The following is a 13495-nucleotide window of genomic DNA, read 5'->3' as shown; positions in this document are numbered from 1 at the left end:
GGGCACCTGCCGTTCGTGGGACGCCTCCGCCGCCCTGGCTGAACGCTGGTGATTCAGAGCACCGTCAGCCGATGCAGGTGCCTCCCAGGGGCGCCGCTTAAGCCGCCGTAGTCTGCGAGGGCTGCTCGGGCTCGTTGTCGGTCCACCGGTGGCGGCGAACGTCCACCTCGGCCGGCCTACCCCGGGATGAGCAGCGACGCCTCCTCGGCGCCCTGCCCCGGGGCCAGCTCGAGCCACCATCCCTGCGCCATGGTCATGGCCGTAACCCTGCGCAGAGCGCGTCGGCTCCGCCTCTCACGTCACAAGCGGGGCTTGTGTGTCGCGGCGAAGGCGTCGGCGTCAGTCAGGTCGAAGTCTCCGTGATCGCTGCCCAGGCCCTGTGCCACCAGCGCCGCCGCCGTGCAGCCGAGGACGGCGGAGTCGTACGGGGTGCGGCCCAGGCCCATGCCGCGCACGAAGCCGGCCGAGAACGCGTCGCCGCAGCCGGTGGTGTCCACCACGTCGATCGCGAAGGCGGGCACCTTCTCGGTGCCCTGCGGAGTTGCCAGCAGCGCGCCGTCACCGCCGCGAGTGACCGCGACCAGGCCGGCTCCGGCAGCGAGGAGCTTGTTCGCGCCCGCTACCAGGTCCTCCTCGCCGGTGAAACCGAGGACCTGGTCCTCGTTGGGCAGCATGTGGTCGACGTACGGCAGAGCAGAGGCGATCTGCTCGAAGCTTCCCAGCACGCCGGGGGCGAGCAGGTCCACCGAGGTGACCACGCCGTGCTCCTTGGCGTACGACAGGATGCGCGTGGCCGCCTCGACCCCGATCAACTCGGGGCCGCCGAGGTGGAGGTGGGTCGCTTCGGCGATCGCCTCCCAGGGCACGTCGTCGGGACCGTAGGTGATGTTGGCGCCGAGCAGGTGCAGGGACGGCCGGTCGCCGTTGGGGCGGATGGGCAGGACGCTCGCGGAGGTGGGGGTGTCCGTGCGGCGGACGAGGAAGCGGGTGTCGATGCCGGCCGCGCCCAGCAGTTGGACCAGCATGTCACCGGTGGGGTCGGAACCGATCGCCCCCGCGCTGCTCACGGACGCGCCCAGCTTGGCGAGGGTCAGTGCGGTCCCGCCGGCCGTCCCGGCGGCGGTCATCCTGATGTCCTCCACCAGCGTCGCGCCCTGGGCCTCGGGTATCGCCTCCACCGGCCGCACCAGCACGTCCAGCACATGCACGCCCATCGTGACGACCTTCATCGGTTTCCCTCCTGCGCAGGTGGTACGGGGTGGGTGGTGCCGTAGTTCCGGGCGAGCGCGGCCTCGATCACCGCGAGTTGCTGGTGTTCGTCGAGGACGCGGGGCGTTCCGAGGGCGGCCGCGTGCTGGTAGACGCCGCACGCCCACTCCAGCAGCAGCGCGTGCTCGACCGCCTTGCCCAGCGTCGGAGCGTGGGTGAGCGCGCCGTGGCTCGCCATCAGCGCGGCACTGCGGCCCTGAAGTGCGCTCAGGACGGACTCGGCGAGCTCCGGGGTGCCGAAGGTGGCGTACGGGGCTACGCGTATCGAGCCGCCCAGGGTCAGCAACTGGTAGTGGATGCAGGGCAGTTCGTCGAGCACGCAGGACAGGGCCGTCGCCATCGGGGCATGGGTGTGGACGACCGCGCCCGCGCCGTAGCGGCGATAGACGCCCAGGTGCAGATCGAGTTCCGAGGTGGGCTCGAACGTCCCGGCCACGACCTTTCCGTCGAGGTCGACCACGCTCACCTCGTCGGCCGTCAGGTCGGCGAGCACCGCGCCGGTGGCGGTGATCGCGACACGGTCGTCGACCCGCATGCTGACGTTGCCTGCCGTGCCGATGAGCAGGCCCTGCGCCCCCAGTCGACGGCACGCTTCGGCCACGGCGGCGCGTTCCTGACCCAGCACCGAGCTTGAGTCGGTCATGTACGCGACGGTAACGTAAACCTGAAACAAAGTCACGTTCATGTTCGGAGGCCGCACATGGGGGACCCGAGGGCCCCGGAGCCCGGCGGCACATGGCACGTTCCGCTACGCCGCACCCCGCAGCAGGCGCGCAGCAAAGCCCGCCTGGCCCGCGTCCTTCAGGCCGCGGAACGTGTCCTGGTCGGCGAAGGCGTGCAGGCACTGACCACGACGCGCATCGCTGCGGAGGCGAAGGTCTCGGTCGGTTCTCTGTACCAGTACCTGCCCGACCGCGACGCGATCATCGACGCCCTCGCGGCCGGCTATTTCGCCCGGCTCGAGACGGCCATGGACGATCTCGTCCGCGCCGCGGCCGACGAACAGTGGGACGACCCCGTCGGCGTGCTCATCGACGCCTACGCCGCCATCTACCGCACCGAACACGGCTTCCGGGCCCTGTGGTTCGGCAGCAGCCTCACCGAGCAGACCCGCGCCGCCGACCGCGCGCACAAACGCCGGATGGCGGAAGGCGTCCGTCTCATCCTGCTGGCCGTCGGCATCGCCCACGACGACGAGACGCTCGGCCGAGCCTGCCACGCCGCGGTCCTCGCCGCCGACGCCCTCGCCCAGGAGGCCTTCCGCCGTGACCCCGAGGGTGACCCGGGCCTTCTCGACGAAGCCAAGCTCATGCTGCGCGGGTACCTCGCCGGTATCGCCGCCCGCCATGGAGGACACAAAGCCGCGACATGACCGGCAGAAGTACGGCGGACCGGGCCTCTGCCATCCTGGCGACGTGCCGAAACCCACTCCCGTCAGCCCCGACGCTCCCACCCTCATACCCACCCCCCTCCTCACCCAGCAGTGGCTCGACCTCGCCTTCGTCCACTGGGCCGTCGAACCGGACGCCGTGGCGGGGCTGTTGCCGAAAGGGACCGTCCCGGACACGCATGACGGGGTCACCTACGTCGGGCTCGTCGCCTTCCGGATGCACCGCGTCGGCTGGCTGCGGCTGCCCGGCGTGCCGTATCTCGGGACCTTTCCCGAGACCAACGTGCGCCTGTACTCCGTGGACGCGCACGGGCGGCGTGGCGTCGTGTTCCGGTCGATGGACGCCGGACGGCTGATCCCGGTCGTGATGGGGCGCGTCGGCTTCCGGCTGCCGTATCTGTGGTCCCGGATGAGCGTCCGCGCGGTCGGCGACACCGTCACCTACACCAGTTCCCGTCGCTGGCCCGGCCCGCGCGGCGCATCCAGCCGCATCACCGTACGCACCGGTGAACGCATCGAGGAGCCCACCGGGTTGGAGCACTTCCTCACCGCCCGCTGGGGCATGCACAACGCGTTCTTCGGCGGGCCTGAGCCGCTGGCGTACCTGCCCAACCACCACCCCCGATGGCCGCTGTACCGTGCGGAGCTGATCACCTGCGAGGAGAACCTCGTCACGGCGGCCGGGCTGCCCGCCCCGAGCACCGCCCCCGTCAGCGTCCTGTACTCCCCCGGCGTCCCGGTCCGCCTCGGCCGGCCGGCCCGCCCGGCGGGCATCCCCACGCCGTGATCCTTGAGCGCGTGTCGAATTCCGCAGCTCCGCGCCGACGTATCGGATGAGGGCTGGGGCCGCGCTCCGCGGCCGGAAGAGCCACCAGCCCAAAAGGGTTTCCCGGCAGGGAAGCGATCGTCGACAGCCGCTCACCGCGATGGATGTGGACATCTCCTGCGGCGCCATCGTGGACCAGGACGCCGCGACGCGTCGCGGCCGGAACTCCTGGCGCCCGCGCGAACGCGAAGGGCCCGGACCGGGAAGACCGGTCCGGGCCCCTGGGGAACGTCTCCGCGTCAAGCGCCGTTCCGGTGCGTCGTCACCGTCATCCGGTGCGGCGCCTCGTGCGCATGAGCAGCAGGAAGCCGGCCATGAGGAGGACGGCGCCGACCGCGGCGGGCCACAACGTGCTGCCCGTCTCGGCGAGATTGCCCCCGACGGCCTGCGGCTGTGTGCCGCTTCCGGTGTCAGATCCGTCGCCGGCGGCGGAGGGCTGCGTCTGCGCCGGAGCGCCGCCCGCGTCCGCGTCGTCGTTCCCCGAGCCGCCCTGTGCGGGGGCGGTGGCGTCAGCGTCGGCCGACGGGGTTCCGTAGGACTTGGGCGCCACCGTGCTCGACACGGTGGGCTTGTCGTCCTTCGCCGGGTCGGTGGCGGGTGCCTCGTTCCCGGGCTCGTCGCTCGCGGGTGCCTCGGTGGCCGGCTCCTCGGTCGCCGACTCCTCGGTCGCGGGGTCTTCGGTGGCCGGCGGCTCCGTCTGCTCGTTCCCTCCGTTGCCGTTGCCGTTGCCGTTTCCGGGCTCCGGCTCGTCGTCCCCGGCCGGCGGAGTGCCGGGAGCGTCGGTCGGCTGCTGGGTCGGCTCGTCCTGGCCCGGGTCACCGCCCTGGTCGGCTCCCGCGCCACACTTACGGCCCTCGTTGATGCAGTCGACCATCTGCCCCATCAGGTCCTCGGCGAAGACGTTGATGAAGTCGCCGTGGTCGGTGACCGGCTTGTGCAGCTGCTCGGGGAAGGAGTCCACCGCGAACAGCGGGGTCGTACGGCCGCCGTCCTGGAGGCTCGGCGCGTCGACGTCGTACACGATCCGCTGCACGAGCTGCGGAATGGCCTTGAAGCCGTTCTGGCAGCTGCCGTCGGCGGCCGCGAACGCCACGTGGGTGCGGTGGTTGGCGCTGTCGATGTTCTGTCCGTCCCAGCAGCTCTGGAACTTGAAGGTGCGCACCACGTCGCTGCCCTGCGGGCACAGCGGGTACTTGTCCTTCAGCTGCCGGTCCTCGAAGCCGGTGCAGCTCCAGGAGGCGTTGGCGTTGGCGGTGCCGTTCACGAACGCCTTCGCGTCGCCGGTGATGATGCGCAGCAGGCGCGGCATCTCGGTGACCTTGCTGCGCGGGTTGCCCACGAACGTCAGCGTCACTTCCTTGGGCGTGACGATCTCGCCGGCGTTGCCCTCGATACCGCCGCCGGGAGAGTTCGCGTCCTGCTCCTGGTTTCCGTTCTGCAGACGTATCACGGGCCAGTAGTACGTGGACTTGTCGCCCTGGTCGACACACGTCGTCTGGGCGTTCGCCAGGTCCTCGTCGCTCGCGAAGGCGTCGTTGGCCTGGTTGCCGACGTAGTCGTGGAAGTGGTGGGCGCCGTTGGAGACGCCGGGGGCCACGATCACGTTGTCGGAGTTGAACAGGCCGTTCTCGTTGACTCCGCAGCTGGTGGCGAAGGTGCCGCGCGAGGCTTCGTTCTGGAGGGCCGGGCTCGGCACGTTCGGCTGTACGGCGGTGATGTCCGCGAAGTCCGCGGCGACGGGGCCGTTGCCGGCCTGGCCGCCGTTACCGGGCTGACCGCCGTTGCCCGGCTGCTCGTTGCCCTGGTCCGCGCCTTCCTCGCCTGCCTCGTTGCCGCCGCCCTCGTCCTGGCCGGCGTTCCCCTGGTCGCCGTCGCCGCTGTCCGCGGCGCGCAAGGTGCAGGGGGCGAGGGACTCCAGGCCTTCGGGGCGTTCTCCCTGGCGGTCGACGGCGATGGCGATCCGTTCGATCGTCGCGGTGCGCTTGTCCTTCAGCGGATTCATGATCGCGCTGTCGGCGAAGCCCGCGTCCTGCTGGATGGCCCGGGCCGACTCCTGCAACCGCTGGTAGGCCTCGGCGATCTGCTGGTCCAGGAGGGCGAGTTCCTTCGCGACATCCTCCTTCGCCCCGTCCGGCACGGCCGTCAGTCGGCTGCCGACGTCCGGGCAGTCGATGGTGCCGGCTGGGGAGGACAGCGTCCGAGCAGGTTCCGCTCCGCCGTCCTCGGTGGCCGAGGCGTAGACGTTGGCCGCAACCAGGCCGCCGCCGCCCAACATCAGCGCGACCGCTGCAAAAGTCGCGCGCCGTGCGCCCGTGGGGCGTCTTCGCGTGCTGCGTCCCAAGGAAGTACTCCTACGCCTCGTGGTCGGTCAGGGCATGAAAATCCCCCGGCCTTATACGGAGACGGGCCGCGCCGTGTTCAAACACCTCACGGATTCACAGAAATTTCTTATGCCCCGGGTCAGTTCATCAGTCCGGCGGCGAGCGTGGCTCCCAGTTCCCAGCACGCCTCGACGTCGGCTTTGCCGGGCTCGCCCGTCACTGTCACGGGTTGCGCCGCGCGTCGCCAGGCGAGGCCGGTCGTGATGGAGTCGATCGCCCGGACGGCGCCGGTCACGTCGCTGCCGCCGTGGACGTAGTAGCCGAAGGGACGGCCTTGTGTCGCGTCCAGGCAGGGGTAGTAGACCTGGTCGAAGAAGTGCTTGAGGGCTCCTGAGACGTAGCCGAGGTTCGCCGGGGTTCCCAGGAGGTAGCCGTCGGCGTCGAGTACGTCGGACGCGGTGGCCGACAGTGCCGGCCGGCGCACGACCTCGACGTTCTCGATCTCCGGCGCCGTCGCGCCGGAGATGACGGCTTCGAGCATGGCCTGGCAGTTGGGCGAGGGGGTGTGATGCACGATCAGCAAGGTAGGCACACCCCGAACCCTGCCGGTGCGCTGCCGATCGACGCAACCGCGACGGTTCAGACGGTTCAGTTGGCGGCCTGTGCCGGGTCCTGGTCCTCCGCCCCGCCTCGCGTGGCTTCCGGGGACGAGGTGACCCTGGCGACCGCCGAGGACAGCTGTTCCTGCACGGCGTCCGACAACGCGTCGCCCTTGACCGCGGTGACCAGGTCTCCGGCCAGGGAGTGCAGTTTGGTGTTGGTGTTCTGCGAGGCCGCGACCAGTACCGTCCAGGCCTCCTCGGAGCTCAGGCTGAACGAGGCCATCAGAATGCCCCGGGCCAGGTCGATGGTCGGCCGGGTCTGCATGGCCCGTCGCAGCTGGGCGACTTCGATCCGCAGGTCGTAGTCGGCCCCCTCGGACGTCTGCGTGTCATGGGCGTGCTGGGCCGGCGCGTCCTGGCTGTCCGGGCTCGGGCCGGCGAACAGCGCTTGCGTGCCGGTGAGGGTGAGCAGGCGGTCCACTGCCGCACTCGCGGGGTGGATGGCGATCGTCTTGGCCTGCTCCAGCGCTCGATGGCGCAGGGTGAGCAAGATGTTCAGGGCGGAGCAGTCGCAGAAGGTGACGCCCTCCAGATCCAGATCGACGCCGCCGACCGAGCGGTTCAGGGCTTCGCGCAGGACGCTGCGGAAGCGCTCGCTGGTATCGAGGTCGAGTTCTCCACTGACCTTCACGATGACCCGGTCACCGTCCGGGCGGACGGCGGTCACCAGCGAGCATGCCGGATCTGCCGCCGATGCGCTTGCGATGTCCGCAGGGTCGGTAATGCCCCCCGTAGGGGGGTTCGCAGAGGACGCGAGCTCTGCCATGACCGCCTCTCCCTCAGGTGCTCCCCGTCTCCGTACCAGACTGAACCCGAACAGCGGAACACGTCAACCGATACATGAAATACAGTGCGTGTTTTTGAATACGTGAACAGCCAGTCGTAGTCTTGGTACATGGATGGAGTCCCTGAGCCGCACACCGGATGGACCTTTCTGACGAACCATGCCCGCGTGCTGGCGGCCATCGCCGACAACCCGAACATCCGCATCCGGAGTATCGCCGCGCACTGCCGGCTCACGGAACGCGCCGTCCAGAAGATCATTTCCGATCTGGAGCACGAAGGCTATCTGTCGCACACCCGCGAGGGACGCACCAATACCTACCGGATCGCCCCGGCCAAGGTACTGCGTCACCCCGCCGAAGCCGGGCTGACAGTGGCCGCGTTGCTCTCCCTGCTCGCCCAGGACGAGGCCGATCGCACCTCCGCGCCCCAGCAGCTGAGGACGGCGCGCCAGCGGATGCCGGTCGACGGTGGATGAGCGGTCGCCCTGACCCGGCCGCCGGCTCGACGCCGAGGGTTCCGGCCCCGGGCTCAGCACAGTACGTGCAGTGCTCCCGGCAGGACTCTGAGCGTGACCGGGAGGGTCGCGTCGACCTCGCCGTCCGCGCCGTAGGGCACCTCACGGTCGGCCTCGATACGGACTTCCCTGCCCCGCAGGATCCGCACCTGGGGTCGGTGGACGTGGGCGCCCGTCTTGAGGTCGTTCATCAGGGCGAAGAACAGCCGACGCGGCGCCTCCTGGATCATCACCACGTCCAGCAGGCCGTCGTCGACGCGGGCGTCGGGCGCGATGAGGCGGCCTGAGCCGTAGTAGCCGGAGTTGGCGGCCACGACCGTGTAGCCGGTGAGGCGGTGTTCGCGGCCGTCGACGGTGACCCGGTAGCGCGCGGGGCGCCAGGTGGTGACGGCGCGCAGTCCGCCCGCGTAGTAGGAGGCGGCACCCCGCAGGAGCGTGGCGTTGTTGGCATGGCGGTTGGCCAGTGCGTCGACGCCCGCGTACACGCTGCCGAGGACCACGGTGCGGTCGTGGACGGCCGACTCGACTTCGATGGTGTCGACCTTACGAGGCTCGTGGTGCAGAAGCACCTGTGCGAGTGCCGCGGGGTCGGTGGGGAGGTTCAGCGCCCGGGCGAAGTCGTTGCCGCGGCCGGCCGGGACGAGGCCGAGCAGGGCACCGGTGCCGCTGAGGGCGCCGCCGATGCCGCCGGCGATTCCGTCGCCGCCGACGGCGAGCACCACCCTGCCCCGCTGTCCGGCGTCCCGGGCGAGTTCCCGGGCGTGGGGCAGGCTGCGGCTGTACTCGGTCTCCAGCCCGGCCCCGGCCTCCCGCAGCAGCCGGGCCACCTGCAGCAGGGCGGCAGCCGAGGCGGATCCGCCCGCCGTGGGGTTGACGATGGCGGTGAACTGTCGCATCGGTGAGCCTTTCGGGCCGACGGGAGGGTGCTGCCGGAGACGGGGGGCGGGTGGCTCAGCGCGTGGATGTGGGGGGCTGAGCGGGTGGGTGTGGGGGGCTGAGCAGGCGGGTGTGGGGTCAGTCGGCGGGCAGGAGGACGCCGGGGTTGAGCAGGCCCGCCGGGTCCAGTCGGCGTTTCACGGCTTGCAGCGCCTCGATACCCAGGGGTCCCGCCTCGCGGACGTACCAGTCCCGGTGGTCGGTGCCCACGCCGTGGTGGTGGGTGATGGTGCCGCCCGCGGTGAGGATCGCCTCGTTGGCGGCGTGCTTGGCCTTCTCCCAGTGCGCCACGGGGTCGTCGCCCTGTGCCGAGACGACGGTGAAGTACAGGGAGGCGCCGTTCTCGTAGACGTGGGAGATGTGGCACATGATCAGGGGCGGGGTGCCGGACTCGGTGAGCGTGGTGGTGAGGGCTTCGCGCACGCAGGCGTACAGCTCCGGGACGCGCGACCAGAAGGCCGCCGTCTCCAGTGTCTCCGCGAACGCCCCCGCGTCCAGCAGGGAGTCCCGGAGGTAGGGGGCCGAGTAGCGGCCGTGCGCCCAGCGCTGTCCCGGTTCCTCGCCGAGCGGGGTTCCGCCGCATGCGCGCAGGACGGCTGCGGCCCCCTCCCTGCGGTACGAGGCGTCCTCGTCCGTGCCTTCGTAGCCGGCGATCGCCATGCATCCCGCGGGCTGGAGGCCCGCGCCGTCGGCGCCGATGGCGTCGGGCTGGGCGAGGCCGATCAGCGTCTCGGTCTCGTCGGACAGCCGCAGCACCGTCGGGCGCGGGCCGTCCTGAGCGAGGCGGCGCAGCGCGGCGGCGCCTTCCTCGAAGGAGGGGAAGCGCCAGCCCTCGTACACGCGGGTCTGGGGGACGGGGCGGATCCGGACCGTGACGGACGTGATGACGCCGAAAGCCCCCTCCGAGCCGAGCAGGAGCTGGCGCAGGTCGGGCCCGGCTGCCGAGCGCGGCGCGCGGCCGGTGTCGATGGTGCCCTCAGGGGTGGCGAGGGTCAGGCCCAGGACCATCTCGTCGAAGCGGCCGTAGCCGGCGGATGCCTGGCCGCTGGAGCGGGTGGCGGCGAACCCGCCGATGGTGGCCCACTCGTAGGACTGGGGGAAGTGGCCCAGGGTGAAGCCGTGTTCGGCCAGCAGCGCCTCGGCCTGGGGGGCGCGGAGTCCGGGTTGCAGGGTGGCCGTGCGGGAGACCGGGTCGAGGGCGAGCAGCTGGTCCATGCGCCGCAGGTCCAGGGCGATGAAGGGGCTCCGCCGGGCGGGGGCGAGGCCGCCGACGACGGAGGTGCCGCCGCCGAACGGGACCATGGGCAGGCCGTGTTCGGCGCATGCGCGCAGTACGGCGACCACGTCGTCGTGGTCGGCGGGGAGTACGACGGCTGCGGGGATGTCGTCGACTTCGCCGTCGCGGATGCGGAGCAGGTCGGGGGTGGACTTGCCGCGGGTGTGCCGGATGCGGGTCTCGGCGTCGGTGCGGACGTGCTCCTCGCCTCCGACGGCGGCGAGCAGGGCTTGGCGCGCTGCGGGTTCGAGGCTCGGCTCGGGTACGGCGATGTCTTCCAGGGAGACCGGCCCGGCGGTGCGCGGCTTGACGCCGAGCAGGTCGCGCAGCAGCGCGGTCACCGTCTCGGGCAGCGGCGCCGCCTTGGCCGGGTCGCCCCAACCGCTCCACAACATGTCCATGGCCGTCGTCCTCACCGGTCGATTCGAGCGATGCCGTGTCCCGGACGGCCTCGCAGGCGTTACACTGTGACACATGACGCCTATTCGTCACAACCACTCGGACAGCGATGCGGTGCTCGACGCGGTGCGCGACTGCGTCCTGGCCGTCGGTGTCCGTCGCACGACGCTGACCGACGTGGCCCGCCGCGCGGGGGTCTCCCGGATGACGCTGTACCGGCGCTGGCCCGATGTGCGCACCCTGGTCGGGGACTTGATGACCCGGGAGTGGGTCGCGGTGGCCACGGGGGCCATGCCCGAGCGGCACCCCGGGGCCGACGCGCGGAGCCTGATCGTCGACGGGCTCGTGGCCGGAGTGGAGGCCTTCCGCGCCCATCCGCTGTTCCGGAAGATCGTCGACGTCGATCCGGAACTGCTCCTCCCCTACGTCCTCGACCGCCGCGGCGCGAGCCAGGAGGCCCTCATCGCGCTGCTGGCCGACGCCCTGCGCGAGGGCCACGCCAACGGGTCCGTACGCACCGGTCATGCCGAACGGCAGGCGCGGGCCATGCTGCTGATCGTCCAGTCCTTCACGCTGTCCCTGCGGACCATGACCGACGAGGACGACGCCGACCTGAGCAGCGAGGCCTTCCTGGCAGAACTGCGCAGCATCCTCGAGAGGACCCTGACGCCATGAGCCCCACCACTCCTCCCCCGGTTCCCGGATCGTCCCTGTCGGCCGCCCGGCGCTCGCGCGAACTGGCCGAGACGGTCGGCGGTCCGGTCGTGGACGTCCTGGTCGTCGGGCTGGGCGCGACCGGCGCCGGGGCCGCCCTGGACGCCGCCGCCCGAGGGCTGACGGTCGTTGCCGTCGACGCACACGACCTGGCCTTCGGCACGTCCCGCTTCAGCAGCAAGCTCATCCACGGCGGGCTGCGCTATCTCGCCTCGGGGCAGCTCGACGTGGCCCACGAGAGCGCGGTCGAACGCGGGGTGCTGATGGAGCGCACGGCACCCCATCTGGTGCGGGCCCAGCCCTTCGTCCTGCCGCTCACCGCGCTGGTCTCCCGCGGCCAGTCCGCTCTGGCCTGGGCCGGGTTCCGGGCCGGTGACACCCTGCGCCTGGCGGCCCGCACCGCCCGCGCCACCCTGCCGGCCCCGCGGCGGCTCTCCGCGGTGGAGACCCGGCACCTCGCTCCCGCCCTGCGCACCCAGGGCCTGCGCGGCGGCCTGCTGTCCTGGGACGGCCGGCTCACCGACGACGCCCGCCTGGTGACCGCGATCGCCCGCACCGCCGCCGCTCGCGGTGCGCGGATCCTCACCCGGGTCAGGGCCCTGCGACTCACGGCGTCCGGCGCCCGGATACGCGACGAACTCACCGGCGAGGAGGGCGAGATCAGGGCCCGCGTCGTGATCAACGCCTCCGGCGTCTGGGCGGGCGGCCTGGTGGACGGCATCCGGATCCGCCCCTCACGCGGCACCCATCTCGTCCTGCGCGCAGACCACCTCGGGCCCCTGCCCGCGGGGCTCCACGTCCCCGTCCCCGGGGAGACCAACCGCTTCGTCCTCGTCCTGCCCCAGGGCGACGGCCGGGTCTACGTCGGGCTCACCGACGAGCCCGTCGACGGCGACATCCCCGACGTTCCCGAGGTACCCGAGACGGACATCGGCTTCCTCCTCGACGTCCTCGGCTCCGTCCTCGACATCCCGGTCCAACGCGACGACGTCGTGGGCGCGTTCGCCGGACTGCGCCCCCTGCTCGACACCACCCCGGGCGAGCACTCCGGCGCGGCCCCTCGGACCGCCGACATCTCCCGCCGACATGCGGTCCTCACCTCGCCGGACGGCGTGATCACCGTGGTCGGCGGCAAGCTCACCACCTATCGCCGGATGGCCGAGGACGCCGTCGACGCCGCCGTCGCCACCCACCGGCTCACCGCCGGCCCCTCCCCCACCGCCTCCCTCCCGCTCGTCGGCGCCGCATCACCCGACGCGCTCGGCTCCCTGCGGGCACCGCGCCGCCTCGTCCAGCGCTACGGCACCGAGGCACCGGCCGTCCAGGCGCTCGCCGCGCACGATCCCCGGCTGGCCGAACCCGTGCTGCCGGGGCACCCCGTCACCGCCGCCGAACTGCTGTGGGCCGTACGCCACGAAGGCGCCCTGGACGAGGCCGACCTGCTCGACCGACGCACCCGCATCGGGCTGGTACCGGCCGACCGGGCGGCGGCGCTGGAGGCCGCACGGGAGGTACTGGGAGAGGCGTGGGCTCAGCAGGGGTGAGGGCTGGTGGGCGCGACGGCAGGAGGCGTGGGCTGATGGGACTGGCGGAAGGCGTGAGCTGACGGGCCTGGCGGGACGCGCCACGCGGGAGCGTGCGCTCTCCGTCAGGCTTCGCCGCGTCGCATACGCCACACGTTGTCGTCCCGGAAGCCCTTCACTCCGTCCGGTGACAGGCTCGCCCTGCGGACCACCTCCATTGTCTCCACGGTCCAGTCGTCCTTCGGCAACGCGAGTTCGTCGAGAACGCTCTGCAGCGTCGGGAACTGCGCCTCGAAGGGCGGCTCGCTCTGCCAGGACGGCCAGCCGGCGTGCATGACGATCAGCAGGGTGCCGCCCGGCGTGACCGCATCGGCGGCCTGGCGCAGGATCCGCTGCTGGTCCAGTGCGATCGGCGACTGCAGATACTGCGCGTTCACCAGGTCGAAGGAGCCCTGCGGGAACGACTCTCCCAGCACGTGACGTTCCCAGACCGTACGGTCGCTCACACCGGCCTCGGCGGCGTGCAGGGCGGCGCGCTCCAGAGCCGTGTGCGAGATGTCGACGCCGGTGACCCGCCAGCCGCGCGATGCCAGCCACACCGCGTCGGCCCCTTCTCCGCATCCGAGGTCGAGCGCGCTGCCCGGCCGGAGGCCGGAAGCCTCCTGTACCAGCAGGGAGTTGGGGCGGCCGCTCCACAACCGGCCGCCGTCGCGGTAGCGGGCCTCCCAGAACTCGGCGGCCTTCAGGGCAGAGGTCTCGGTCATGGCGTCTCCCGGGTGCGCAGGGGTCGTGGAGGGACTCGGACGGGCACGAAGGCTGCCGGGTCCACTCTGAAGAAGCCTGTGGGACGGCGCGGAGGGAGGCGAACAGTCTTGCTGG

13 protein-coding genes are annotated in these 13495 nt (G+C 71.7%); 5 read left to right on the top strand and 8 right to left on the bottom strand.

Annotated features, from left to right (window positions below; genetic code table 11):
* Positions 1 to 299: 299 nt before the first annotated feature.
* Positions 300 to 1229, bottom strand: coding sequence for a carbohydrate kinase family protein (locus PBV52_RS50085; protein WP_274248974.1), 930 nt, complete (start codon positions 1227 to 1229; stop codon positions 300 to 302).
* Positions 1226 to 1912, bottom strand: a complete 687-nt coding sequence (locus PBV52_RS50080; RefSeq protein ID WP_274248972.1) for a class II aldolase/adducin family protein — start codon at positions 1910 to 1912, stop codon at positions 1226 to 1228. The genes PBV52_RS50085 and PBV52_RS50080 overlap by 4 nt, the downstream gene beginning before the upstream one ends.
* A 57-nt stretch (positions 1913 to 1969) precedes the next feature.
* On the opposite strand from PBV52_RS50080, the gene PBV52_RS50075 reads away from it, so the two are divergent.
* Together PBV52_RS50075 and PBV52_RS50070 are read left to right on the top strand one after the other, a co-directional pair.
* On the top strand, positions 1970 to 2641 hold the full coding sequence (locus tag PBV52_RS50075; protein WP_274248970.1) for a TetR/AcrR family transcriptional regulator: 672 nt from the start codon (positions 1970 to 1972) through the stop codon (positions 2639 to 2641).
* 43 nt (positions 2642 to 2684) lie between these two features.
* Positions 2685 to 3446: a YqjF family protein gene (locus PBV52_RS50070; protein ID WP_274248969.1), complete on the top strand. Its 762-nt coding sequence runs from the start codon at positions 2685 to 2687 to the stop codon at positions 3444 to 3446.
* A 307-nt stretch (positions 3447 to 3753) separates the two neighbouring features.
* Here the strand turns inward: PBV52_RS50070 and PBV52_RS50065 are convergent, their stop codons facing one another.
* From PBV52_RS50065 to PBV52_RS50055, 3 genes are all read right to left on the bottom strand, one after another.
* Positions 3754 to 5760: a DUF1996 domain-containing protein gene (locus PBV52_RS50065; RefSeq protein ID WP_274250001.1), complete on the bottom strand. Its 2007-nt coding sequence runs from the start codon at positions 5758 to 5760 to the stop codon at positions 3754 to 3756.
* A 185-nt stretch (positions 5761 to 5945) separates the two neighbouring features.
* Positions 5946 to 6398, bottom strand: coding sequence for a flavodoxin family protein (locus PBV52_RS50060; protein WP_274248967.1), 453 nt, complete (start codon positions 6396 to 6398; stop codon positions 5946 to 5948).
* A gap of 56 nt (positions 6399 to 6454) precedes the next feature.
* On the bottom strand, positions 6455 to 7135 hold the full coding sequence (locus tag PBV52_RS50055) for an anti-sigma factor antagonist (protein WP_274248965.1): 681 nt from the start codon (positions 7133 to 7135) through the stop codon (positions 6455 to 6457).
* Positions 7136 to 7363: 228 nt separating this feature from the next.
* On the opposite strand from PBV52_RS50055, the gene PBV52_RS50050 reads away from it, so the two are divergent.
* Positions 7364 to 7729, top strand: coding sequence for a winged helix-turn-helix transcriptional regulator (locus tag PBV52_RS50050; RefSeq protein ID WP_274248963.1), 366 nt, complete (start codon positions 7364 to 7366; stop codon positions 7727 to 7729).
* A gap of 53 nt (positions 7730 to 7782) precedes the next feature.
* On the opposite strand, the gene PBV52_RS50045 is transcribed toward PBV52_RS50050, so the two are convergent.
* Both PBV52_RS50045 and PBV52_RS50040 read right to left on the bottom strand, forming a co-directional pair.
* Positions 7783 to 8664 (bottom strand): YegS/Rv2252/BmrU family lipid kinase, encoded by an 882-nt coding sequence (locus PBV52_RS50045; RefSeq protein ID WP_274248961.1) that lies wholly within the window; start codon positions 8662 to 8664, stop codon positions 7783 to 7785.
* A 118-nt stretch (positions 8665 to 8782) separates the two neighbouring features.
* A complete protein-coding gene (locus tag PBV52_RS50040; RefSeq protein WP_274248960.1) occupies positions 8783 to 10381 on the bottom strand; it encodes an FAD-binding oxidoreductase in 1599 nt (532 codons plus the stop codon).
* A 73-nt stretch (positions 10382 to 10454) separates the two neighbouring features.
* On the opposite strand from PBV52_RS50040, the gene PBV52_RS50035 reads away from it, so the two are divergent.
* Together PBV52_RS50035 and PBV52_RS50030 are read left to right on the top strand one after the other, a co-directional pair.
* A complete protein-coding gene (locus tag PBV52_RS50035) occupies positions 10455 to 11054 on the top strand; it encodes a TetR/AcrR family transcriptional regulator (protein ID WP_274248957.1) in 600 nt (199 codons plus the stop codon).
* On the top strand, positions 11051 to 12637 hold the full coding sequence (locus PBV52_RS50030; protein ID WP_274248955.1) for a glycerol-3-phosphate dehydrogenase/oxidase: 1587 nt from the start codon (positions 11051 to 11053) through the stop codon (positions 12635 to 12637). Before PBV52_RS50035 ends, PBV52_RS50030 begins: the two co-directional genes overlap by 4 nt.
* A 104-nt stretch (positions 12638 to 12741) precedes the next feature.
* On the opposite strand, the gene PBV52_RS50025 is transcribed toward PBV52_RS50030, so the two are convergent.
* Positions 12742 to 13380: a bifunctional 2-polyprenyl-6-hydroxyphenol methylase/3-demethylubiquinol 3-O-methyltransferase UbiG gene (locus tag PBV52_RS50025; protein ID WP_274248953.1), complete on the bottom strand. Its 639-nt coding sequence runs from the start codon at positions 13378 to 13380 to the stop codon at positions 12742 to 12744.
* Between the last annotated feature and the right edge of the window lie 115 nt (positions 13381 to 13495).

Source organism: Streptomyces sp. T12 (assembly GCF_028736035.1).
In the GTDB taxonomy this organism is placed as follows: domain Bacteria; phylum Actinomycetota; class Actinomycetes; order Streptomycetales; family Streptomycetaceae; genus Streptomyces.
The sequence above is the reverse complement of the archived record's forward strand: the minus strand, read 5'-3'. Positions and strand labels throughout refer to the sequence as shown.